The sequence below is a fragment of the Bacillus marasmi genome (genome assembly GCF_902168435.1).
GTDB classification, from domain to species: domain Bacteria; phylum Bacillota; class Bacilli; order Bacillales; family Cytobacillaceae; genus Bacillus_BU; species Bacillus_BU marasmi.
In genome coordinates, this window is record NZ_LR656164.1 from 270,290 (window position 1) to 294,145 (window position 23,856).

At 39.7% G+C, this 23,856-nt stretch carries 17 protein-coding genes and 2 pseudogenes; all 19 read left to right on the plus strand.

The features are described 5' to 3' along the window. Positions 1–207: 207 nt before the first annotated feature. Positions 208–3,066, plus strand: a pseudogene (locus tag FXW34_RS01360) (PolC-type DNA polymerase III); the annotation flags it as partial. Between the two features lie 728 nt (positions 3,067–3,794). Then, positions 3,795–5,621, plus strand: coding sequence for a group II intron reverse transcriptase/maturase (gene ltrA, locus FXW34_RS01370; protein WP_147532143.1), 1,827 nt, complete (start codon positions 3,795–3,797; stop codon positions 5,619–5,621). 97 nt (positions 5,622–5,718) lie between these two features. Further along, a pseudogene (locus FXW34_RS01375) lies at positions 5,719–7,134 on the plus strand (PolC-type DNA polymerase III); the annotation flags it as partial. Between the two features lie 882 nt (positions 7,135–8,016). Then, positions 8,017–8,487: a ribosome maturation factor RimP gene (rimP, locus tag FXW34_RS01380; protein ID WP_147532145.1), complete on the plus strand. Its 471-nt coding sequence runs from the start codon at positions 8,017–8,019 to the stop codon at positions 8,485–8,487. A gap of 225 nt (positions 8,488–8,712) precedes the next feature. Further along, positions 8,713–9,837 (plus strand): transcription termination factor NusA, encoded by a 1,125-nt coding sequence (gene nusA / locus FXW34_RS01385; RefSeq protein WP_147532147.1) that lies wholly within the window; start codon positions 8,713–8,715, stop codon positions 9,835–9,837. Between the two features lie 17 nt (positions 9,838–9,854). After that, entirely contained in the window at positions 9,855–10,136 is a 282-nt protein-coding gene (rnpM, locus tag FXW34_RS01390; protein ID WP_147532149.1) for an RNase P modulator RnpM, read from the plus strand. Then, positions 10,136–10,438 carry a YlxQ family RNA-binding protein gene (locus FXW34_RS01395; RefSeq protein ID WP_147532151.1) on the plus strand — a complete coding sequence of 101 codons (303 nt, stop codon included), beginning with the start codon at positions 10,136–10,138 and terminating at the stop codon, positions 10,436–10,438. Before rnpM ends, FXW34_RS01395 begins: the two co-directional genes overlap by 1 nt. Before the next feature lie 19 nt (positions 10,439–10,457). Next, on the plus strand, positions 10,458–12,689 hold the full coding sequence (gene infB, locus FXW34_RS01400) for a translation initiation factor IF-2 (RefSeq protein WP_147532153.1): 2,232 nt from the start codon (positions 10,458–10,460) through the stop codon (positions 12,687–12,689). Further along, entirely contained in the window at positions 12,689–12,970 is a 282-nt protein-coding gene (locus FXW34_RS01405; protein ID WP_147532155.1) for a DUF503 domain-containing protein, read from the plus strand. The genes infB and FXW34_RS01405 overlap by 1 nt, the downstream gene beginning before the upstream one ends. 16 nt (positions 12,971–12,986) lie before the next feature. Then, on the plus strand, positions 12,987–13,355 hold the full coding sequence (rbfA, locus tag FXW34_RS01410; RefSeq protein ID WP_147532157.1) for a 30S ribosome-binding factor RbfA: 369 nt from the start codon (positions 12,987–12,989) through the stop codon (positions 13,353–13,355). A 99-nt stretch (positions 13,356–13,454) separates the two neighbouring features. After that, positions 13,455–14,378: a tRNA pseudouridine(55) synthase TruB gene (gene truB / locus FXW34_RS01415; protein ID WP_147532159.1), complete on the plus strand. Its 924-nt coding sequence runs from the start codon at positions 13,455–13,457 to the stop codon at positions 14,376–14,378. Between the two features lie 27 nt (positions 14,379–14,405). Next, positions 14,406–15,353: a bifunctional riboflavin kinase/FAD synthetase gene (gene ribF, locus FXW34_RS01420; protein ID WP_147532161.1), complete on the plus strand. Its 948-nt coding sequence runs from the start codon at positions 14,406–14,408 to the stop codon at positions 15,351–15,353. A 121-nt stretch (positions 15,354–15,474) separates the two neighbouring features. Continuing rightward, positions 15,475–15,744 carry a 30S ribosomal protein S15 gene (gene rpsO, locus FXW34_RS01425; RefSeq protein WP_147532163.1) on the plus strand — a complete coding sequence of 90 codons (270 nt, stop codon included), beginning with the start codon at positions 15,475–15,477 and terminating at the stop codon, positions 15,742–15,744. Between the two features lie 342 nt (positions 15,745–16,086). Then, positions 16,087–18,207 (plus strand): polyribonucleotide nucleotidyltransferase, encoded by a 2,121-nt coding sequence (gene pnp / locus FXW34_RS01430; protein ID WP_147532165.1) that lies wholly within the window; start codon positions 16,087–16,089, stop codon positions 18,205–18,207. Positions 18,208–18,443: 236 nt separating this feature from the next. Continuing rightward, complete coding sequence (locus tag FXW34_RS01435) at positions 18,444–19,394, plus strand: polysaccharide deacetylase family protein (RefSeq protein WP_147532167.1); 951 nt, start codon at positions 18,444–18,446, stop codon at positions 19,392–19,394. Positions 19,395–19,521: 127 nt separating this feature from the next. Then, entirely contained in the window at positions 19,522–20,757 is a 1,236-nt protein-coding gene (locus FXW34_RS01440) for a M16 family metallopeptidase (RefSeq protein ID WP_147532169.1), read from the plus strand. 996 nt (positions 20,758–21,753) lie between these two features. Further along, positions 21,754–22,002 (plus strand): YlmC/YmxH family sporulation protein, encoded by a 249-nt coding sequence (locus FXW34_RS01445; protein ID WP_147532171.1) that lies wholly within the window; start codon positions 21,754–21,756, stop codon positions 22,000–22,002. Between the two features lie 229 nt (positions 22,003–22,231). Next, the gene (gene dpaA, locus FXW34_RS01450) at positions 22,232–23,134 is read left to right on the plus strand and encodes a dipicolinic acid synthetase subunit A (protein ID WP_147532173.1); all 903 of its coding nucleotides are present in this window, start codon (positions 22,232–22,234) and stop codon (positions 23,132–23,134) included. Then, positions 23,131–23,724, plus strand: a complete 594-nt coding sequence (gene dpaB, locus FXW34_RS01455) for a dipicolinate synthase subunit B (protein ID WP_147532176.1) — start codon at positions 23,131–23,133, stop codon at positions 23,722–23,724. The genes dpaA and dpaB overlap by 4 nt, the downstream gene beginning before the upstream one ends. The last annotated feature ends 132 nt before the right edge of the window (positions 23,725–23,856 follow it).

Below are 23,856 nucleotides of genomic sequence, written 5' to 3' on the forward strand. Positions count from 1 at the left end.
TTTATTGGCGAGTTTTTTAAATGCTTTAATGTAAAAATATCCTACGTTTTTCCGTTAAGCTGATATGATATAATAGCTTTTGTTCTATGTTAATGAATTAGTGAAAAAAGAATAATAGATAAATTTTAAACATGAGAGGAGTGAAAGTGATTGATTGATTCAAGTGGGAAAAAAGAACGTTTCCAACTTTTGCTTCAGCAGCTCGAGATGACCGAGGATGCAATTGTTCGGTATTTTGAAAATGCCCAGCTGCAAAAGGTTGTTGTTGAACGTGACACAGGTAAATATCATTTCCATTTTTTATTAGAAAAAATATTACCGGCGACGATTTATCAACTATTGGCTGCGAGATTACAAAGTACTTTTTCGTATATTGCAAAGACATCAACATTCTCTTTGCAAGTATTAGACACACAATACCAACCTGAAATTGCTCAGGAATATTGGAAGTTGTGTGTTCAAGAAATCGACGGTATGTCTCCCCCGATTCAAAAGCTTCTGCATGAGCAAATGCCGAATGTCACCGGAAATAAGCTGACGATTAAAGTTCATAATGAGCCACAAGGACTTAGTATTAAGAATAAATATTCAAGTCTTATTTCTACCATCTATCAATCCTTTGGTTTCCCCCAGCTAATGCTCGATACTGAGGTATCAAATGATGCATCCAAAGTGGAACAGTTCATGAAGCAAAAAGAAAAGGAAGACCAAGAAAAAGCATTGCTCGCACTTGTAGAAATGCAGAAAAAGGATAATGACAAGGATAAAGGTGGAGATACAGATCATAGCGGACCGCTTGTGGTAGGTCTAACAATTAAACCTGATGCTGACTTCCGCAGGATTGAAGAAATTAACGAAGAAGAGCGCAGGATTGCGATTGAAGGATACGTATTTGCTGCAGAAACGAAGGAGTTACGCAGTGGAAGAACGCTGCTAACCTTTAAAATCACAGATTATTCTAGCTCGATAATGGTCAAAATGTTCTCCCGCGATAAGGAGGACGCTGCCCTGTTTGAACGTGTAAAAAAGGGAATGTGGTTAAAGGTACGAGGCAGTGTTCAAAATGATACATTTGTGCGTGACCTAGTCATGATTGGTAATGACCTAAATGAAATCAAGCCTGTTGAGCGAAAAGATACTTCTCCTGAGGATGAAAAACGGGTGGAGCTCCATCTTCATTCACCTATGAGTCAAATGGATGCCGTTACATCAGTAAGTGCGCTAGTTGCTCAGGCAAAAAAGTGGGGGCATAAGGCAATTGCTATAACAGACCATGCTGTTGCCCAATCGTTCCCGGAGGCATTCGGAGCTGGGAAGAAAAACGATGTCAAAATCTTGTATGGAGTTGAAGCGAATTTAGTCGATGATGGTGTACCGATTGCTTATAATCCGGCACATCGCCTGCTTGCTGAGGATACTTACGTTGTATTTGACGTAGAAACAACGGGACTTTCAGCGGTATATAATACAATTATTGAATTAGCAGCCGTGAAAATTCGGGGTGGAGAAATTGTTGATCGGTTCGAATCGTTCGCAAATCCACATCACCCGCTATCTGCTACGACAATTAATCTTACTGGAATTACCGATGATTTGGTCCAAAATGCCCCAGAGGTAGGAGAGGTCATTCGTGATTTCCATGCATGGACTGAGGATGCAGTTCTAGTTGCACACAATGCATCGTTTGACATGGGCTTTTTAAATGTTGGTTATAAAAAGATAGGATACGATAAAGCAACCAACCCTGTCATTGATACATTGGAGTTAGGACGATTCCTATATCCTGAGTTGAAAAACCATCGCTTAAACACGCTTGCGAAAAAGTTCGATATTGAACTGACTCAACATCACAGAGCAATTTATGATGCTGAAGCAACTGGATATTTGCTCATAAAAATGTTAAAGGATGCCGCTGAAAAGGGTATCGAGTATCATGATCAGTTTAACGACAATATGGGGAAAGGGAATGCCTATCAGCGTGCCCGACCTTATCATTGTATTTTACTAGCCCAGACAGAGCTTGGTTTGAAAAATTTATTTAAGCTTATTTCTATCGCTCATATTGAATACTTTTATCGAGTACCGCGAATCCCAAGATCTGTCCTACAAAAATATCGCGAAGGTATTTTAGTAGGGTCCGCTTGTGACAAAGGTGAGGTATTCGAAGGAATGATGCAAAAATCGCCTGACGAAGTGGAAGGAGTAGCAGCATTTTACGATTATTTAGAGGTAATGCCAAAACCTGTATACGCTCCATTAATAGAAATGGAATTGGTTCAGGATGAGAAAGCTCTTGAGCAAATTATCGGAAATATCGTTGCTTTAGGCGATAAGTTAGATATTCCTGTTGTTGCGACTGGAAATGTCCATTATCTAAATGAGAATGATAAAATTTACCGAAAAATCTTAATCAACTCTCAAGGTGGCGCCAATCCGTTAAATCGTCATGAGCTACCAGACGTTCATTTTAGAACGACTAACGAGATGCTTGATGCTTTTTCCTTCCTTGGAAAAGAGAAAGCAAAAGAAATCGTCGTAACGAATACCAATAAAATCGCCGATATGATTGACGTGATTAAGCCGATTAAAGATGACTTATATACACCGAAAATTGAAGGCGCCGATGAAGAAATGCGGGAAATGAGCTATGCGATGGCTCGCAAAATCTATGGTGATGAGCTTCCTGAAATTGTCGAAGCACGCTTAGAGAAAGAATTGAAAAGTATTATCGGACATGGATTTGCGGTTATTTATTTGATTTCCCATAAGCTTGTAAAGAAATCATTAGACGATGGTTATCTTGTTGGCTCGCGGGGATCTGTTGGTTCCTCCTTTGTCGCGACAATGACCGAAATTACCGAGGTAAACCCATTGCCGCCGCATTACGTTTGCCCATCATGTAAGCATTCTGAGTTTTTTAATGATGGTTCGGTTGGTTCTGGTTATGACCTACCAGATAAAGACTGCCCTAATTGTGGAGCAAAATATCGCAAGGATGGACAGGATATCCCGTTTGAAACCTTCCTAGGCTTCAAAGGAGACAAGGTACCCGATATTGATTTGAGTGTGACACGTTCTTAACTGAAAAGGTTAAGCACTAGTATTTGCTAGGAGAACTGCTATTTCGAAGTGTGGAATGATGGAGTAACGTCCAGAAACGCACTCACTGAAGCTACGGCAAGCGATGGAGATATTGCAAACATTAACATCGTTTGAAGCCCGTTAAAGTAGGCTGAAGTTCACCCTAACAGTACGGCTGAGGAAAGGGAGGTACAACCTTCTGTGAATGATAGGTCTGGTGTCTATAAAATTCCTATGGTTAGAATCAGTAGAATCACTGGGACGAACCCTCGACTGACTTTTCGTGAATGTCACGTAGCAGAAATGTTACGGGGTCCGTATTAGGACTTCTGAGTGTGGATGAGTAAGCGTTTGGTTATGAAAATCCATATTGTGTTACAGGCACAATCAAGCTCAGCGGAATTTAGGGGGAACCTAAGGGAATATGTACAGATAGAAATAGTGGAACGTGTGAAGCTCTCGACATAAGAGGATGTTGCAGTCTGAAGACGATGGTATGTGGAAAGGCAATTTGCTATAACACATTTTATGAGAGTGGCAGTAGTGCCGTAGTACCGATGAAGAAATGCCGCTGATGACTGAATACCCAATAGGTCGGAGGATAAAACATTTCAGAGGGAAGGGCACAAGTCGTTAACGTTGAAATCAAACCTACAATAAGTCAGATTCGTGTATGACTAAAGAGAACGAAAACTTCGTAAAGGAGTGATTAGTTGGCTGACTTAATGATTCAAAAGCTAAGAAATAACGAATATTTCGGCTTACAACCAATTTTCGATAATCTTTACGAACAGAGCAATAGTAGTCGCTATTTTACAGACATTTATAAGCTGATTATTTCCGAAGAAAATATTTTATTAGCCTTTCGAAACCTGAAAAGCAATACAGGCAGTAAAACGAAAGGTACAAACGGACATACGATTAAGCATTTAAATAAACTGGATGCCAATAAATTAGTTAGATTAACAAGGAAAAGACTTGAGAACTACTCACCACATACGGTTAGGAGATTATTCATTCCGAAGCCCAATGGCAAGATGAGACCACTTGGGATTCCAACGATTGAAGATAGATTAATACAACAAATGTTCTTACAAGTGCTTGAACCGATTGTGGAAGCGAGGTTTCATCCTCAAAGCTATGGATTCAGACCTAAAAGAAGCACACACGATGCATTAGCAAGATGCTATCACATGGTCAATCATAGTCATCAGCATTTCGTGGTTGATGTAGATATCAAGAGTTTTTTCGACAATGTGAATCACAAAAAACTAATAAGGCAGCTATGGACGATTGGAATAAGGGACAAGAGTGTTTTATCTATTATTAAAAAGATGCTTAAAGCTGAAATTACAGGTGAAGGCATTCCGAAAAAAGGGACTCCACAAGGCGGCATTTTATCTCCACTACTTGCCAATGTAGTGCTGAACGAATTAGATTGGTGGGTTTCTAATCAGTGGGAAACAAAGCCGACTAGAGTACCTTATAAGCTGAAACGAAATAAAACGGATGCACTAAAAAAGACAAGGCTAAAGCCAATGTATCTGGTTAGATACGCAGATGATTTTAAAATATTCACAAACTCCTATGATAACGCTAGGAAGATTAAAATAGCGGTGGAAAAATGGCTCAAAGAAAGATTAGGGCTTGAAATAAGTGAAGAAAAAAGTAAAATCACTAATTTGCGAAAAAACGGTACAGATTTTTTAGGTATTCGATTTAGAGCCGTTCAAAAAGGAAATGCCAAAACAGGTTACATTGTAAATTCAAAAATGGACCCGAAATCAAAACAAAAAGTTCAAGAGGTCATAAGGCATCAGTTAGTAAAACTTCGAAAATGTCCTACCCCAGAAAAAGTGATGAATTTCAATGCGAACATTCTTGGGTTGCATAACTATTACAAGATTGCGACAAGGATATCTCAAGACTTTAATGAGATAAGACACCAAGTTCATCCGAATATTAAATCGTTGATATTTAGAAATATATTCGTGAAAACGAAAGAAACAAACAATGTCATTGATAAATTTTATGGGGACTACAATTATCCAAGATTTAAAAGCAATGGATTGCTGGTATATCCTATCGAAGCGATTCGTCATGATATACGAGGACAGAGAAAACCTGATATTACGATTTACAACGAGAATGACAGGTCCTCAATTCATAAAGATTTAAAACAAATGTCTGTTCGTGAAATTGAAATGTTTCGTAAGGGAATATTTAAAGCGAAAAGTGTATTGTATGAAAACAACCGCTTAAGCAAGTATGTGGCTCAAAAAGGATGTTGCGGTATAACAGGTGAACGTTTGACACCGCATAATGCAGTCTGCCACCATATTAAGCCGACAGGACAAGGCGGAAGTGATGAGTATGACAACTTGCTTATTATTAACAAGAAATATCATATGCTCATTCACGGTAAAGACCCGATTGCGAATAAAGATTACGTAAAACTGTTAGCTAAATTGGAAAAGAAAGCAATAACAAAGCTAAACAGGCTAAGAACGGAAGTAGGAAATCCAAAGCTTAGCCTATAACCTTCAACAAAGTTAACGATGGAACGCCGTGTGAGTGTGAAAGCCTCATGCACGGTGTGGAGTGGGGGAAAAGCTCGAGATAGCATCAAAGGCTTACCTATCACTATACTTTTCCGGGGAGTACCAGCCGCGGGCTCACAATTATACAAAGGTTCTGTTTGGTGAAGAGTATGTATACCGTGCTGGTACGATTGGTACGGTCGCAGATAAAACGGCCTTTGGTTATGTGAAAGCTTATCAGCAGGATAATAATCTGCAAATTCGCGGTGCTGAAATTGAACGACTAGCTTCAGGCTGCACAGGTGTTAAACGAACGACAGGACAACACCCTGGCGGTATCATCGTAATTCCGGATTATATGGATGTTTATGATTTCACACCAATTCAATTCCCGGCCGATGATCGAAATTCCGAATGGAAAACAACCCATTTTGACTTCCATTCCATCCATGATAACGTGCTTAAGCTAGATATACTCGGGCACGATGATCCGACCGTCATTAGGATGCTTCAGGACTTGAGTGGCATCGATCCAAAGACGATACCGACTGACGATCCAGTCGTGATGAAAATCTTTAGCGGTACAGAATCCCTTGGTGTAACGGAAGATCAAATCATGTGTAAAACTGGAACACTAGGAATTCCTGAATTCGGAACGCGCTTTGTAAGGCAAATGCTCGAGGACACAAAGCCAACTACTTTTTCTGAATTAGTTCAAATTTCGGGATTGTCGCATGGTACGGACGTTTGGCTTGGCAATGCCCAGGAATTGATCCATCAAAAAATATGTAATCTGAGCGAAGTTATTGGTTGTCGTGATGACATCATGGTTTATTTAATCTATCAAGGCTTAGAACCATCCTTCGCGTTTAAAATTATGGAATCGGTTCGTAAAGGTAAAGGCCTTTCTGATGAAATGGAAGAAGAAATGCGGAAAAATGAAGTGCCGGAATGGTACATCGATTCCTGCAAAAAAATCAAGTATATGTTCCCTAAGGCCCATGCCTCTGCCTATGTATTAATGGCCGTCAGAATTGCCTATTTTAAAGTTCATCATCCGCTGTTATACTACGCAGCATATTTTACCGTTCGTGCTGAAGATTTTGATTTGGACGCAATGGTTCGTGGGTCACAATCAATCAAAGCCAAAATAGAAGAAATTAATAATAAAGGTTTAGAAGCTTCAACTAAAGAAAAGAACTTACTAACAGTAATGGAACTAGCACTTGAAATGTGTGAACGCGGATTCTCATTTGCTAAGGTTGACCTTTATCGTTCAAGCGCCAACGAATTTATCATTGATGGTAATAAGTTAATTCCACCATTTAATGCGATTCCAGGTCTTGGAACGAACGTGGCCTTCAATATTGTAAAAGCACGGGCAGATGGTGAATTTCTGTCCAAGGAAGACCTGCAACAAAGAGGTAAAGTATCAAAAACATTGATTGAATTCCTCGACAACCACGGTTGCTTAGAGGACTTACCTGACCAAAATCAGCTGTCGCTGTTTTAGAAATACAATGAAGATGCAATACATTTATTTAATCTGAATGTTTGGTTTGCAAAAAGCACCCTCTAACTTTGGGGTGCTTTTGTTTTTTATAAAAATAAAGACTGAAAAAAGTGCTGAATTTCTCGTTTATGCCTAGAATATGTCATCAATGATTGGAATTGAGTATTTATAAGGAGGGTAGCTCCGAAACCAAGCAATCAATGAGTGCGATTGAGTATTTAATTTCGAGAGTAGTGCGGAAACCAAGCAATCAATGAGTGCGATTGAGTACTTAATTTCGAGAGTAGTGCGGAAACCAAGCAATCAATGAGTGCGATTGAGTATTTAATTTCGAGAGTAGTACGAAAACCAAGCAATCAATGAGTGCGATTGAGTATTTAATTTCGAGCGTAGTGAGAAAACCAAAGCATCAATAAGTGCTATTGAGTACTTAATTTTGAGCGTAGTGCGGATACCAAAGCATCAATGAGTGCGATTGAGTACTTAATTTCGAGCGTAGTACGAAAACCAAGCAATCAATCAGAGCTATTGAGTACTTAATTACAAGTGAGGCACCAAAACCAAATCCTCAACAATGATTGCTCCTTTGGGAATTTGTCTCGCTCTTCGCGACTCAACAAACCCTGTTACAGATGTAATTATTAGCAATAATCAGCTCAAATACCTTGACAAATATGGATTTAGCAATCTTTCCATTTGCATAAAAAAATTGGTTATGGTATAGTTTTAGTGGAAATACTTTAGATATACTCTCGCAAACAAGAGTGGGGCAACCTACTCTTTTCTTGTGTCTATATGTTTATTGATGGAAATTTATAGTTATTTAGGATTTTAATTCAAGTCCTTTTAGCACTTTTTTTCAAAGGAGGGATCATATATTTTATGAGCAAAGTGGCTGAAGTTGTGGAAGCAATGGTTACCCCCATCTTAGCTGAAATCGGTTTAGAATTGGTTGATATTGAATACGTAAAAGAAGGAAGGGACTATTTCCTCCGCGTATTTATTGATAAAGAAAATGGTGTCGATATCGAGGAATGTGGGATTGTCAGTGAAAAATTAAGCGAAAAGCTCGATGAAGTTGATCCGATTCCACATAATTATTTTTTAGAGGTTTCTTCACCAGGAGCAGAAAGACCGCTTAAAAAAGATAAGGATTTTTCAAAGGCAATTGGCAAAAATGTGTTTATCAAAACCTATGAACCAATCAACGGTGAAAAAGCTTTCGAAGGGCAATTAACTCATTTTGATGGTGAAACGGTAATCGTAGAAGTTAAGATTAAAACTAGAAAGAAAAGTATTGAGATACCTTATGCAAAGATCGCAAATGCCCGTCTAGCTGTAACATTCTCCTAAGATGTCTAGCTCCGGCGGCTAGCCCCTCGAGGTCATAAGTCAATCCGTCAAGAAGGTAAAAGACAACCTTCTTGACGGCTCGTCTTATGCTTGTCGGGGCTGAGCGAGCCGCCTCCGCTTTTCTAAGAGAAAAAGGGTGCGAACGACCATTTAATTTATAATAGGGTAAAAATTTTAACCGGAAATCAGAGATATTTTTATTAGTTTAAAGGGGGATACGCTCAAATGAGCAGTGAATTGTTAGATGCTCTAACCTTGCTTGAAAAGGAGAAAGGCATTTCTCGGGATGTTTTGATTGATGCGATTGAAGCAGCCCTAGTATCCGCTTATCGCCGGAACTTTAATCAAGCACAAAACGTTCGGATTGATTTAAATCTTGAAACAGGCTCTATGCGGGTTTTTGCTCGTAAAGAAGTTGTTGAAGAAGTATTTGATCCACGCTTGGAAATTTCGATTGAGGAAGCACAACGGATTAATCCAAACTATCGCGAAGAAGACGTAGTTGAAATGGAAGTAACCCCGAAGGACTTTGGCCGAATTGCTGCCCAAACAGCGAAGCAAGTAGTAACACAACGCGTTCGTGAAGCAGAACGTGGAATTATTTATTCCGAGTTTATTGACCGTGAAGAAGACATTATGACAGGAATCGTTCAACGTCAAGATGCAAAGTTTATTTATGTTAGTCTTGGGAAAATCGAGGCGATTTTACCAGCCAATGAACAAATGCCAAATGAACGCTATAAGCCGCATGATCGCATTAAAGTATTCATTACAAAGGTTGAAAAGACAACAAAAGGTCCGCAAATTTTCGTGTCACGTACACATCCTGGTTTATTAAAGCGTCTATTTGAGATTGAAGTGCCAGAAATCTATGACGGAACAGTGGAAATTAAATCGGTTGCTCGTGAAGCAGGAGATCGCTCGAAAATCTCAGTTCATTCTGATAATACAGAGGTTGACCCAGTCGGTTCATGTGTTGGACCAAAGGGAACACGAGTTCAAGCTATTGTGAATGAGCTTAAGGGCGAAAAAATTGATATCGTAAAATGGTCCAATGATCCGGTTGTGTTTGTAGCAAATGCATTAAGCCCATCTAAAGTGCTTGACGTTATAGTTAATGAAGCAGACAAAGCAACTACAGTGGTCGTTCCAGATTATCAGCTTTCATTAGCGATTGGAAAAAGAGGCCAAAATGCTCGACTAGCTGCAAAATTAACCGGCTGGAAAATCGATATTAAATCCGAGACAGAAGCAAGAGAAAAAGGAATTTATCCGCGTGAAGAGGCGCTATTAACGTATACGCCAGACGACGATGATTCCGATTTTGATTTTGCGGATGATCTAGATTAATAAAGAGGTGAATGATCGTGAACAAACCGAAAAAAGTTCCGATGCGAAAATGCATTGCGACTGGTGAAATGAAACCAAAAAAAGAACTCGTTCGCATCGTTCGCTCAAAGGAAGGCGAAGTTTCAATTGACCCTACTGGCAAAAAATCAGGTCGGGGAGCTTATCTTTCAAAAGAAAAAGAAGCTGTATTATTAGCCAAGAAAAAAAATACTTTAGCCAATCATTTACAAGTTTCCATAGATGATTCTTTATATGATGAGTTACTAGATATGATCGAGAAGGAGAAACGACTTTCCTAATGAACTCAAATATGTGGATGTCATTACTTGGCTTAGCAAATCGAGCCCGGAAAATTACTTCAGGAGAAGAAATGTCCGTCAAAGAAATTCGTAGTGGTAAAGCAAAACTTGTCTTGTTATCTGCGGATTCGTCCGCGAATACAACTAAAAAAATCACTGATAAATGTAAATCCTATCACGTTCCTTTGAAATTGGTAGAAGATCGTTATTTACTGGGGAAAGCTATAGGAAAAGAGGCCCGCGTCGTGGTAACTGTATTAGACGAAGGATTTGCTAAAAAACTGCTTACATTGCTCGATTAATTTTAGCGGGGGTGAAAGAATGAGTAAAATACGCGTATACGAATATGCAAAAAAGCATAATGTTTCCAGCAAGGACATTATCGCAAAACTAAAAGAAATGAATATAGAGGTAACAAACCATATGGCCACAATTGAGGACGAAACCGTAAAAAAACTAGAGGGAATTTATAATTCCAACAAAGACACCAAACCAGCACAAAAAAGCTCGAAACCGCAAAGTTCACAGCAAGTGGGGAACAAACCATCTTCAAAACCACAAGGGAATAAACCACAGCCACAAGTAGTTTCTAAATCGAAGGCAAGTGCATTTGAAGATGATGATAAAAATGTGGCTCCTTCAAAAGTAGTCAAGGTCCAAAGTGGTCCACCAAAACGCGATAACAAGCCACAAGGCTTTCAAGCAAAAAATAAAAACAATAATCGAGGCAGATCAAACCAAAATAGAGGTAAGCAACAAACGCATCAAGCTTACCAGCAGCCTCCAAGAAAAGAACGTGAACTGCCAGCAAAGATTACTTTTACAGAATCTTTAACAGTAGCAGAGCTTGCTAAAAAGCTACACCGTGAACCATCTGAAATTATTAAAAAGCTATTTATGCTTGGTGTTATGGCTACCATCAATGTAGAACTTGATAAAGATTCCATTGAGCTAATTTGTACTGATTACGGGGTAGAAGTTGAAGAAGAAATTAAAATTGACACAACTGACCTCGAAGTCTATTTCACAGAGGACGAAACCGAGAACCTAGTTGAACGTCCATCAGTAGTAACCATCATGGGTCACGTAGACCATGGTAAAACAACACTTCTTGATTCGATTCGTCATACAAAGGTAACCGAAGGCGAAGCAGGTGGAATCACTCAGCATATCGGGGCCTATCAAGTTGTGGAAAATGGGAAGAAAATTACTTTCCTTGATACGCCTGGACATGCTGCCTTCACAACGATGCGTGCGCGTGGTGCGAAAATTACCGATATCACAATCCTTGTTGTTGCAGCTGATGATGGCGTAATGCCACAAACAGTTGAAGCGATTAATCACGCCAAAGCAGCAGAGGTACCAATCATTGTTGCTGTTAATAAAATGGATAAACCAGCTGCAAATCCTGACCGCGTTATGCAGGAATTAACTGAACACGGCTTAGTCCCAGAAGCATGGGGTGGAGATACGATTTTTGTTCAGTTATCTGCTAAAACTGGTGACGGGATCGACAACTTGCTTGAAATGATTCTACTAGTAAGTGAAGTGGAAGAATGGAAAGCAAACCCAAATCGTCTAGCAATTGGTACAGTAATCGAGGCACAGCTTGATAAAGGCCGTGGCTCAGTTGCGACATTATTAGTTCAAAACGGTACGTTAAAAATCGGAGATCCGATTGTAGTCGGAAACACATTTGGACGTGTACGTGCAATGGTGAATGATAAGGGCCGCCGCGTTAAAGAAGCTGGACCATCAACACCTGTTGAAATTACTGGTTTAAATGATGTTCCTCAAGCTGGTGATCGATTTGTTGTCTTCGAGGATGAAAAAACTGCCCGTCAAGTTGGGGAAGCTCGTGCATCATTAGCGTTGCAAGCTTCACGTGGTGAAAAGACTCGCGTTAGCCTTGACAATTTATTTGAACAAATGAAACAAGGTGAAATGAAAGATCTTAACGTAATCATTAAAGCTGACGTTCAAGGTTCAGCTGAAGCTCTTGCTGCATCATTAATGAAAATTGATGTAGAAGGCGTTAATATTAAAATCATCCACCAAGCTGTTGGTGCAATTAATGAATCGGATATTACATTAGCAGCTGCATCAAATGCGATTGTAATCGGCTTTAACGTTCGACCTGATGTTAACGCAAAGCGTGCAGCAGACGAAGAAAAAGTTGATGTTCGCTTACATCGCATCATTTATAAAGTAATTGAAGAAATTGAAGCAGCAATGAAGGGAATGCTTGATCCAGAATATCAAGAAAAAGTCATCGGACAAGCGACTGTACGTCAAACCTTTAAAGTATCAAAAATTGGTACAATTGCTGGTTCATATATAACTGATGGAAAAATCACTCGTGACAGCGGTGTTCGTGTTATCAGAAATGGCGTCGTTGTGTTCGAAGGTGAAATTGATGCTTTAAAACGCTTCAAAGATGATGTTAAAGAGGTAAGCGCCGGCTACGAATGTGGTATTACCATTAAAAACTATAACGATTTAAAAGAAGAAGACGTTATCGAAGCATACATTATGGAAGAAGTGGAACGTTAATGATAGTTGGCTTGGCCAATTGTGAATGTTTGATTTATGATGCTCATTCATTAAAGGATAAACGAGCTGTACTTCTTCGAATTCTTACAAGATTAAAACAAAAATACAATGTATCAGTTGCAGAGGTTGATTTTCAAGATGTATGGCAACGAACGAAAATTTCGATTGCTGTCGTCGCCTCTGCAAGGGTTGCAGCAGAAAGAGAACTGCAACATGCATTGAAGTTAATTGATTCGTTCCCAGAAATTGAACGGACAATAACGGATATAGAGTGGCTTTAATAACGGGGTGAAAAACATGAGCCTTAGAGCAAATCGTGTTGGAGAGCAAATGAAAAAGGAGCTTGGCGATATCATCGGTCGTAAAATCAAGGATCCACGAATTGGTTTTGTTACCGTAACAGATGTCGAGGTTTCTGGAGATCTTCAACAGGCAAAGGTATTTATTTCTGTTCTCGGAGATGAAACACAACGAGAAAATACGCTAAAAGGACTGGCGAAGGCAAAGGGATTTATCCGGACTGAAATCGGTCAACGTATTCGTTTGCGTAAAACTCCTGAGATTATTTTTGAATTTGATGAATCGATTGATTATGGTAATCGGATCGAAACATTATTACATGAAATCCATGAGGAAGAAAAACAAAAGACAACCGATGGTGAATAATTGTTTTTCTTCCTAGCAATTAGTAAGGGCTGACTTTGTTTAAGTCAGCCTTTTTTTGAGTGTCTAGCTCAAATGCCTAGTGACAAGGAGGTATGATGAATGGAAGGAATTTTACCGCTATATAAACCAAGAGGGTTAACGTCGCATGATTGTATTTTTAAGCTACGAAAGATTCTTCGGATGAAACGGATTGGTCATACGGGAACACTTGATCCAGAAGTAGATGGTGTACTACCAATTTGTCTTGGACGGGCTACAAAAGTAGCAGAGTATATCACGGATGCTGGGAAAACCTATGAGGGTGAAGTAACGATTGGTTTTTCAACGACCACAGAAGACGCAACGGGTGAAATAGTAACCGAAAAAAAGGTTGATCGCAATTTTAACCGTCAGGAAATTTTGGACGTTCTTAGTTCGTTAACTGGCGATATCATTCAAACTCCACCGATGTACTCAGCGGTTAAAGTTAATGGTAAAAGATTATATGAATATGCCCGTAAAGGAATTGAAGTGGAACGGCCATCTCGAAAGGTGTCAATCTATTCACTTGATTTACTCGATGATCGTCAGGAGTTTGTTGGAGATACAGTATCATTTCGCTTCCGTGTTGCATGTGGCAAAGGAACCTATGTCAGAACATTAGCTGTTATGATTGGTGAACGTTTAGGATTTCCAGCCCATATGTCCAAGCTTACGAGAACTCAATCTGCTTCTTTTTCACTTGAAGACTGCTACACCTTAACTCAGATTGAGGAAATGGCTAAAGAGGGGACCTTCACTGATATGTTGAGACCTTTGGAGGCAGGGATTTCTTATTTGCCGAAACTGGCTATAAATGATAAATTAGCAGAGAAAGTAAAAAATGGAGCTATTTTGCCGATCCCAGCAAATATGGAGGAAGTAACTGGTCCGATTGTTATTGAAACGGAGCAGGGAAGAGCATTGGCAATCTATAAACAACATCCGCTTAAAGTTGGAATGATGAAGCCAGAGAAGGTTCTTCGAAACGATGCTGAGATTTAGGAAAGTTGTAGAAAAGGTGAGTAATTCGTGAAGGTAATTAAGATTAATCATCCTCATCAGTATAATAAAACAAGTTTTCCAAAAATGGCCATGGCACTTGGTTATTTTGATGGGGTTCATTTAGGACATCAAAGTGTTATTAATGAAGCAAAGGCAATTGCTAATAATAAGGGATGGAAAAGTGCTGTTATGACCTTTGACCCACATCCATCCGTCGTGCTTGGAAAAAGTGATCAAAGAGTATCCTATTTAACACCGCTTGATGATAAGATACAATTAATTGAACAGCTTGGAATTGATTACTTGTTTATTGTTCATTTTACCCCAGAGTTTGCGAATCTTTTGCCACAGGAATTTATTGATCAATATATAATTGCCTTAAATGTTGGTCATGTTATTGCCGGGTTCGACTATGCATATGGTCGTATGGGTAAAGGGAATATGGAAACGATTCCGTTCCATTCGCGTGGTCAATTTGAGTCAAGTGTTGTTCCTAAATTTGCACTGGGCGATGAAAAAGTCAGCACAACACTTATTCGTGCAGAGCTTCAATCTGGTAGTGTAGATAGGCTTCCGGCATTACTAGGTCGCTTCTTTTCGACAACAGGTATTGTAGAACACGGAGAAAAAAGGGGAAGAACGATTGGGTTTCCAACTGCAAATATAGATGTTAGTGAAGACTATCTGCTTCCACCAACAGGCGTATATGCAGTGCGAATCAAGATTGGACAAGAGTGGTTTGATGGTGTGTGTAATCGTGGCTTTAAGCCAACCTTTCATCAAAAACTACAAAAGCAAACAATCGAAGTTCACATCTTTGATTTTGCGAGAGATATTTATGAGCAAATTGTTACAGTGGAATGGCATCTTCGCCTTCGAAATGAACAAAAATTCTCCGGTTTTGAGGAGCTCGTGACACAAATAGAAAAAGATAAGCAAAATGCCCTGTCATATTTTATGCACAATTCTATTTAAGACCTTGCTTTTTGTCAAAAAAAGATGTATTCTAATATTCGTATGACGAACCTTTGCTTGGCAATACGACTCACCGACGTTTGCTCAGTAATAGGGGATAATTAACTAGGAGGTGAACAGGATGGCAATCACACAAGAGCGCAAAAACGAACTTATCAATGAGTTCAAAACGCATGAATCTGATACTGGTTCTCCAGAGGTTCAAATCGCTGTCCTTACAGAATCGATTAACAATCTGAACGGTCATTTGCGTACGCACAAGAAAGACCACCACTCACGTCGCGGTCTTTTAAAAATGGTAGGTAAGCGTCGTAACCTACTAACATACCTACGTAACAAAGACGTTCAACGTTACCGTGTGTTAATCAACAAACTTGGTTTACGTCGATAGTCAGCAGAAGCGGGATTTTTTCCCGCTTTTTTGTTATGTAAGAACTATTTTTACATTTTTGGAAAATGTTATGAATTATACATATTTTTACGACTATTTTAAGGAACAATGATAATGGTCATAATAGTAGAAAGGCATAAGAGCTAAACTGAAGCTAATGAGTAGCTTTTTGATCTAGCTCTTAGTTGCATTTATAAACTCCATGCTCCGGGGCTAATACCTCGGTTCACATAAGCGAATTTGATATTCACCTTTGAAAAAGCAAAGGTTAATGATAAAAGAAAAGGATAGGTCCTTATCACCATTGGATTGGTGATATTGGTAGAGAGGGGTTAAAAAAGTATGGGTCAAGAAAAACATGTGTTTTCGATAAATTGGGCTGGCCGGACATTATCAGTTGAAATCGGACAACTAGCAAAACAGGCAAATGGTGCCGCATTAGTGCGTTATGGTGATACGGTGGTAATGAGTACAGCAACGGCATCTAAAGAGCCAAAACCATTGGATTTCTTTCCGCTGACAGTTAATTATGAAGAGAGATTGTATGCGGTTGGTAAAATTCCTGGTGGCTTCATTAAACGGGAAGGTCGTCCGAGTGAAAAGGCGATTTTAGCGAGCCGTTTAATTGACCGTCCAATTCGTCCGTTATTTGCAGATGGATTCCGTAATGAAGTTCAAGTCGTTAGCATTGTCATGAGCGTTGATCAGGATTGTTCCTCAGAAATGGCAGCTATGTTTGGATCTTCATTAGCATTAAGCGTTTCAGATATTCCGTTTGAAGGCCCGATTGCTGGTGTAGTTGTTGGTCGTGTTGATGGGAAATTCGTGATTAACCCAACTGTCGAAGAATCTGAAAAAAGTGATATGCACTTATCCGTAGCAGGTACTAAATATGCTATTAACATGGTTGAAGCAGGCGCTAAGGAAGTTCCTGAGCAAGTCATGCTTGAAGCAATTATGTTCGGCCATGAAGAAATTAAAAAATTAATCTCTTTCCAAGAGGAAATCGTTGCTCAAATCGGTAAAGAAAAAACAGAAATCACATTATTTGAAGTGGATAAAGAGCTTGAGACGGAAATTCGTGATGTATGTGAGCAAGAAATGATTGCTGCGATTCAAGTTCAAGAAAAGCATGCTCGCGAAGCTGCGATTAAAGCTGTAAAGGAAAAAGTCCTTGCAAAGTACGAAGAAGCCGAAGCAGAAGCTGATGTGCTGAAGCAAGTTAAGCAAATCCTTGATAAAATTGTTAAAGGTGAAGTACGCCGTTTAATTACTGTAGAAAAGGTTCGTCCAGACGGCCGTAAACCAGATGAGATTCGTCCGCTTTCATCTGAAGTAGGCTTATTACCACGTACACATGGGTCAGGTCTGTTTACCCGTGGACAAACACAAGCGTTAAGTATTTGTACACTTGGTGCTTTAGGTGATGTTCAAATCCTAGATGGACTTGGGATTGAAGAAGAAAAACGCTTTATGCATCACTACAATTTCCCTAATTTCAGCGTTGGGGAAACTGGTCCAATGCGCGGACCTGGTCGTCGTGAAATTGGTCACGGTGCTTTAGGTGAACGTGCGCTTGAACCAATTATTCCAGATGAAAAAGATTTCCCATATACTGTTCGTCTAGTATCAGAGGTGCTTGAATCAAATGGTTCAACATCACAAGCAAGTATTTGTGCTAGCACTTTGGCAATGATGGATGCTGGTGTTCCGATTAAAGCACCAGTTGCCGGAATCGCAATGGGACTTGTTAAATCAGGAGAACATTATACGATTTTAACTGATATCCAAGGTATGGAAGACCACTTAGGTGATATGGACTTTAAAGTAGCTGGAACAGCTAAAGGTGTTACGGCACTTCAAATGGATATTAAAATCGATGGACTTTCTCGTGAAATTTTAGAAGAGGCGCTTCAACAAGCCCAAATTGGTCGGATGCACATTTTAGAATCGATGCTTAGTACAATTGATCAGCCTAAGCAAGAGCTTTCAAAATATGCACCAAAAATCTTGACTATGCATATTAACCCAGACAAAATCCGAGATGTTATTGGACCAAGCGGAAAACAAATCAATAAGATTATTGAAGAAACTGGCGTAAAAATTGATATCGAGCAAGATGGTACAATCTTCATCTCGTCTACAAATGAAGAAATGAACCAAAAAGCGAAGAAGATTATCGAGGATATTGTGCGCGAGGTTGAAGTTGGTCAAATGTATCTAGGTAAAGTTAAACGAATTGAAAAATTTGGTTGCTTCGTTGAAATTTTTGCAGGTAAAGATGGCCTTGTTCACATTTCCGAACTTGCTGAAGAGCGCGTAGGAAAAGTAGAGGACGTCGTTTCAATTGGAGATGAGCTTCTTGTAAAAGTAACTGAAATTGACAAGCAAGGTCGTGTAAACCTATCTCGCAAGGCAGTTCTAAAAGAGCAACGCGAACAACGCGAACAAGCACAACAATAACTAAAAGCGGTAGCGGCTTGCCCAGGAGCGATATGCATAAGACGAATCACGCAAGAGACGTTAGTCTCTTACGTGAATTGGATTATGCCCCCGAGCTCCTAGCTGCTGGAGCTAGATATAAGTGTTATACAGTGAAAAGTCAGGGGGCTCCCTGACTTTTTCAAGTTGTATAAGTAAATACCTTTGTTCTACCTTGTCCAGCCCCCTCATATTTTAATGATGAAGGGGGCATGACAATGAGAAAAATGAATGTATTAATGATCGTTATTATCACGACATTATGTATTGTATACAATCCGATAGCGGATCAATATGTCGCCTTACTGAAAGGTGAGACAGTTCACGTTGATAAACATAGTAATCCACTATATGAGGAAATAATAAAGAAGAGTAAGCTTTATGAGGTTAAGGCAATCGATGCCAAAATTGATTCGGTTTGGAAAGCAACCCCAGGTTATAATGGGCGTGAAGTGGACATCGAAGCATCTTTTCAAAAAATGAAGAAACAAGGTAAATTTACTGAAGATATGCTAATCTTTAAACAAACTAAACCAAAGGTCCACCTCGATGATTTGCAAGCATCACCGATTTATCGGGGGAATCCAGAAAAACCTATGGTTGCTTTTATCATAAATGTTGCATGGGGAAATGAGTATTTGCCTGATATGTTAGCAACCTTAAAAAAGCATAATATAAAAACGAGCTTTTTTCTTGAAGGGCGCTGGGCAAAGGAAAATCCAGATTTAACAAAAATGATATATGAGGCAGGCCACGAAATTGGCAATCATTCCTATACTCATCCCGATATGAAAAATTTATCAGCGGCTGAAATAAAAAATCAATTGCAAAAAACAAATGATGTGATAGAAGCAACAACTGGCCAAGTACCGAGATGGTTTGGTCCTCCGAGTGGAAGCTACCGTGACGAAGTAGTAAAAATCGCTGACGTGCTAGGACTTGGGACAATCATTTGGAGCGTTGATACGATCGATTGGCAAAGACCAGCCCCGGAGACTATCATCCAACGCGTTGAAACTAAGGTTCACCCTGGGGCACTCATTCTCATGCACCCAACAGCTCCGACTGCCAAGGCACTCGACCGCCTTATTACCATCATGGATCGCAAGAATTTACGAATAGGAACGGTGTCGGAAACGCTAAGTGAAGAGCGAATCCAATCAAATTAACTAGAAAAATACATCATTTTGGAAAAAAAAATCATAATAAGTTATACTTATTAATTAGTTGGATCGGTTTTTATTTTTCTAACATCAACAATCCGCATCCGCTTTTCGACGACTGGGAGGAGTTTCTTTGATTACAAAATATACTTGTCAAAATGGAATAAGAGTGGTACTAGAAAATATTCCAACTGTACGATCTGTTGCGATTGGCATATGGATTGGCACAGGATCCAGAAATGAAACCCCCGAATTAAACGGGATCTCACATTTTTTAGAGCATATGTTTTTCAAAGGGACAAAAACAAGATCAGCTAGAGAAATAGCTGAGTCATTTGATAGCATCGGCGGTCAAGTAAATGCGTTTACTTCCAAAGAGTATACCTGCTATTATGCGAAGGTGTTGGATACCCATGCACCATTTGCTTTGGAAGTATTGGCAGATATGTTTTTCAATTCGACGTTTGATGAAGAGGAATTACTGAAAGAGAAAAATGTTGTTTACGAAGAAATTAAAATGTATGAGGATACACCGGATGATATCGTTCATGATTTGCTCAGTAAAGCTGTATATCAAAATCATCCGCTTGGCTATCCAATTCTAGGTACAGAGGATACTTTGCAAACTTTTTCTGGTGAAACATTAAAGCAATACATGAGGGATGCCTACACACCTGAAAATGTTGTCATTTCAATTGCTGGTAACATCTCTGATACCTTCATTAAAGAGGTTGAGTCTTACTTTGGTTCCTACGAAGGCCAAAGAGCTGTTCAGTCTGATGTAAAACCGGATTTTAACGTCAACCAAATTACACGTAAAAAGGAAACCGAACAAGCACATCTTTGCATTGGTTTCAATGGTTTACAAGTAGGGCATGACGATATTTATGAACTAATTGTTTTAAATAATATTTTAGGTGGCAGCATGAGCAGCCGTTTGTTCCAGGAAGTTCGCGAGCAGCGTGGTTTAGCTTATTCTGTATTTTCCTACCATTCCGCCTATCAGGATAGTGGGATTGTGACCATTTACGGTGGTACAGGAGCAAAACAGTTAGATGTATTATTTGAAACGATTCAAGAAACTTTAACGAAACTAAAAGAAACCGGTATTACCGAAAAAGAACTTAATAATAGTAAGGAACAGTTAAAGGGGAGCTTAATGCTTAGCCTTGAAAGCACGAATAGCCGTATGAGCCGCAACGGTAAAAATGAGCTATTGTTAAGCAGACACCGTTCCCTTGACGAAATCATCGAGCAAATCGATAAGGTCGAGAAAAACGCCGTAAATCAAATGGCTAACTCCATTTTTAACGACCAGTATTCCTTAGCATTAGTAAGTCCAGATGGGGAATTACCGAAAATCAAATAACTAGTTTTGATAAATGACGTGCCCAGTTTTTATGAGGGCGCGTCATTTTTTGATTTTGGCAAATAGCGTCTACCGTGCCCGATAAGCAGGAAAATCTCGATGATGGTAATCACCATAGGGCGTCAATAATGCCCGATAAGCCTGAAAAAACTTAATGGCGGTAACCATAGAGAGTCTATGGTGCCCAAGAAGCATGAAAAAAACCGATGACGGTAACCATAGAGAGTCTATGATGCCCGATAAGCCAGAAAAAACTCGATGACGGTAACCATAGGGCGTCAATGATGCCCGATAAGCCAGAAAAAACTCGATGACGGTAACCATAGAGCGTCAATGATGCCCGATAAGCCTGAAAAAACTTAATGGCGGTAACCATAGAGAGTCTATGGTGCCCAAGAAGCATGAAAAAAACCGATGACGGTAACCATAGAGAGTCTATGATGCCCGATAAGCCAGAAAAAACTCGATGACGGTAACCATAGGGCGTCAATGATGCCCGATAAGCCAGAAAAAACTCGATGACGGTAACCATAGAGCGTCAATGATGCCCGATAAGCCAGAAAAAACTCGATGACGGTAACCATAGGGCGTCAATGATGCCCGATAAGCCAGAAAAAACTCGATGACGGTAACCATAGGGCGTCAATAGTGCCCGATAAGCACGAAAAAAACCGATGATGGTAACGATAGCTCGTCTACCGTGCTTGATAGGTGCCAAAAAAACCAATGACGGTAACGATAGCTCGTCTACCGTGCCCATAATCCCGAAAAAACCTGATAGCGGTAACGATAGCTGGTCTATCGTGCCCGAGAGGCGCAAGAAAACCCGCTGAGAGTAACGATAGCTCGCCAATCATTCCCACCCATAAGGCTTTGAAAAACCCACCAAAGGTAACTATATGTAGGTCCTTCGAGATCATAGAGAGTTTTTCTAGTCTAAAACCCCACCTTGTTCGATACATATATAAAGAGGACATTGAAACGGAGGCAAAGACCATGAAGCTCAGTGATTTAAGCGGAAAAGAAATCGTTGATGTAAAAAGGGCTGAACGCTTGGGTGTTTTAGGCCAAACAGACCTAGAGATTAATGAGCAAACGGGGCAAATCGAAGCGCTGTTAATTCCAACCCTAAAATGGTTTGGCCTGAGGAAACAAGGTAACGAAGTTCGCGTCCCGTGGCGGCATATTAAAAAAATCGGCAATGATATGATCATCATTGATATTCCTGAAGAAGAAATTGAATAGTAAAAGGAACGGAAGACAGGGCGATCACGAGGCCTTGTCTTCTTTTTTTGACGATTAAAGGCGGTGAATAAAGGGGAATTTAGCTCGTCCACGCCCATTTACATAAAAGCACATGCTATTTATCCATGTCTTTCAATTAGGAACTCACCGATTCACCTTATCTTTCATAAAATACTGAAGTTAAACCAATTCCTGTTTGGATTTTTAGAAAAAGAAGGTGATTATTCTCATGCTGACAGGGTTGCAAATCGCAGTCATTGGCGGCGATGCAAGACAGCTCGAGATCATCAGGAAACTGACGGAAATGGATGCAAAGCTCTCGTTAATTGGTTTCGAACAGCTAGACCATGCCTTTACAGGAGCGATTAAAGAAAAAATCGATGATCTGGATTTCTCCACAATGGATGCAATCATTTTGCCTGTTCCAGGGACAACACAGGATGGACAAATAGAAACTATATTTTCAAATGAAAAGGTTGTGTTGACTGAAGAGATGCTTTCGGTGACCCCGGAGCATTGTACGATTTATTCCGGTATCAGCAATGGTTATTTGAATGGAATCGTCAAAGCAGCCGATCGCCGCTTAGTTCAATTGTTTGAACGGGATGATGTCGCAATCTACAATTCGATTCCAACCGTGGAAGGTACGATCATGCTTGCGATTCAACACACTGATTTTACGATTCACGGCTCAAATATTGCTGTATTGGGTTTAGGTAGAGTCGGAATGAGCGTTGCGAGAACATTTCATGCACTCGGAGCAAAAGTTAGTGTAGGAGCAAGAAAAAGTGAACATATTGCTCGAATCACAGAAATGGGCCTAACTCCATTTTTATTAAAGGATATTCAACAATATGTTAAAGATACAGATATTTGCATCAATACCATTCCTTATCAAATTGTCACTGCCTCTGTTATTTCAAAAATGCCGGCTCATACGTTGATTCTAGATTTAGCTTCAAAGCCTGGTGGGACAGATTTTCGCTATGCCGAAAAAAGAGGGATTAAAGCAATTCTAGCGCCAGGCTTACCTGGTATTGTTGCCCCGAAAACGGCTGGGCAAATCCTTGCAGGTGTTCTGATTCAACTGCTGATGGATGATCTTATGGAACGGAAGGGGAAAGAAAAATGAGTTTGAAAGGTAAGCGAATTGGTTTTGGGATTACTGGCTCCCATTGCACATATGAGGAAATTTATCCTGAAATAGAAAAACTGGTGAAAGCAGGTGCAGAAGTGATGCCTGTTGTCACGTTTACCGTTAAGAGTACAGACACACGTTTCGGTAAGGGTGAGGATTGGATTGCAAAAATTGAAGCTGTAACGGGGAACAAAGTCATTGATTCTATCGTTAAAGCAGAACCACTGGGACCTAGAACTCCGCTTGATTGCATGGTTATTGCTCCTTTAACAGGGAATTCAATGAGTAAATTCGCCAATGCCATGACGGATAGTCCAGTATTAATGGCTGCTAAAGCTACACTCAGAAATGGTAAGCCAGTTGTATTAGGTATTTCAACAAATGACGCTTTAGGTTTAAATGGAGTCAATTTGATGAGATTGATGACAACTAAAAATATTTATTTTATCCCATTTGGTCAAGATGACCCGGTAAAAAAACCAAATTCTATGGTGGCGAGAATGTCACTAACAGATCAAGCGATTTTAGCGGCAATGGAAGGTAGACAGCTCCAACCCGTTTTAGTTGAAAAATACCGTGACTAAACAGAATCTTCGTGCTTTTTCTAGTAATCATTCAAAAAGATGATACCTTAATGAACTCATTATGTTAAAATAAATGATAATATATTTGATGACGGCATCCCTTTAAAGAGTTAAAGGCGCCGTCTCACTATT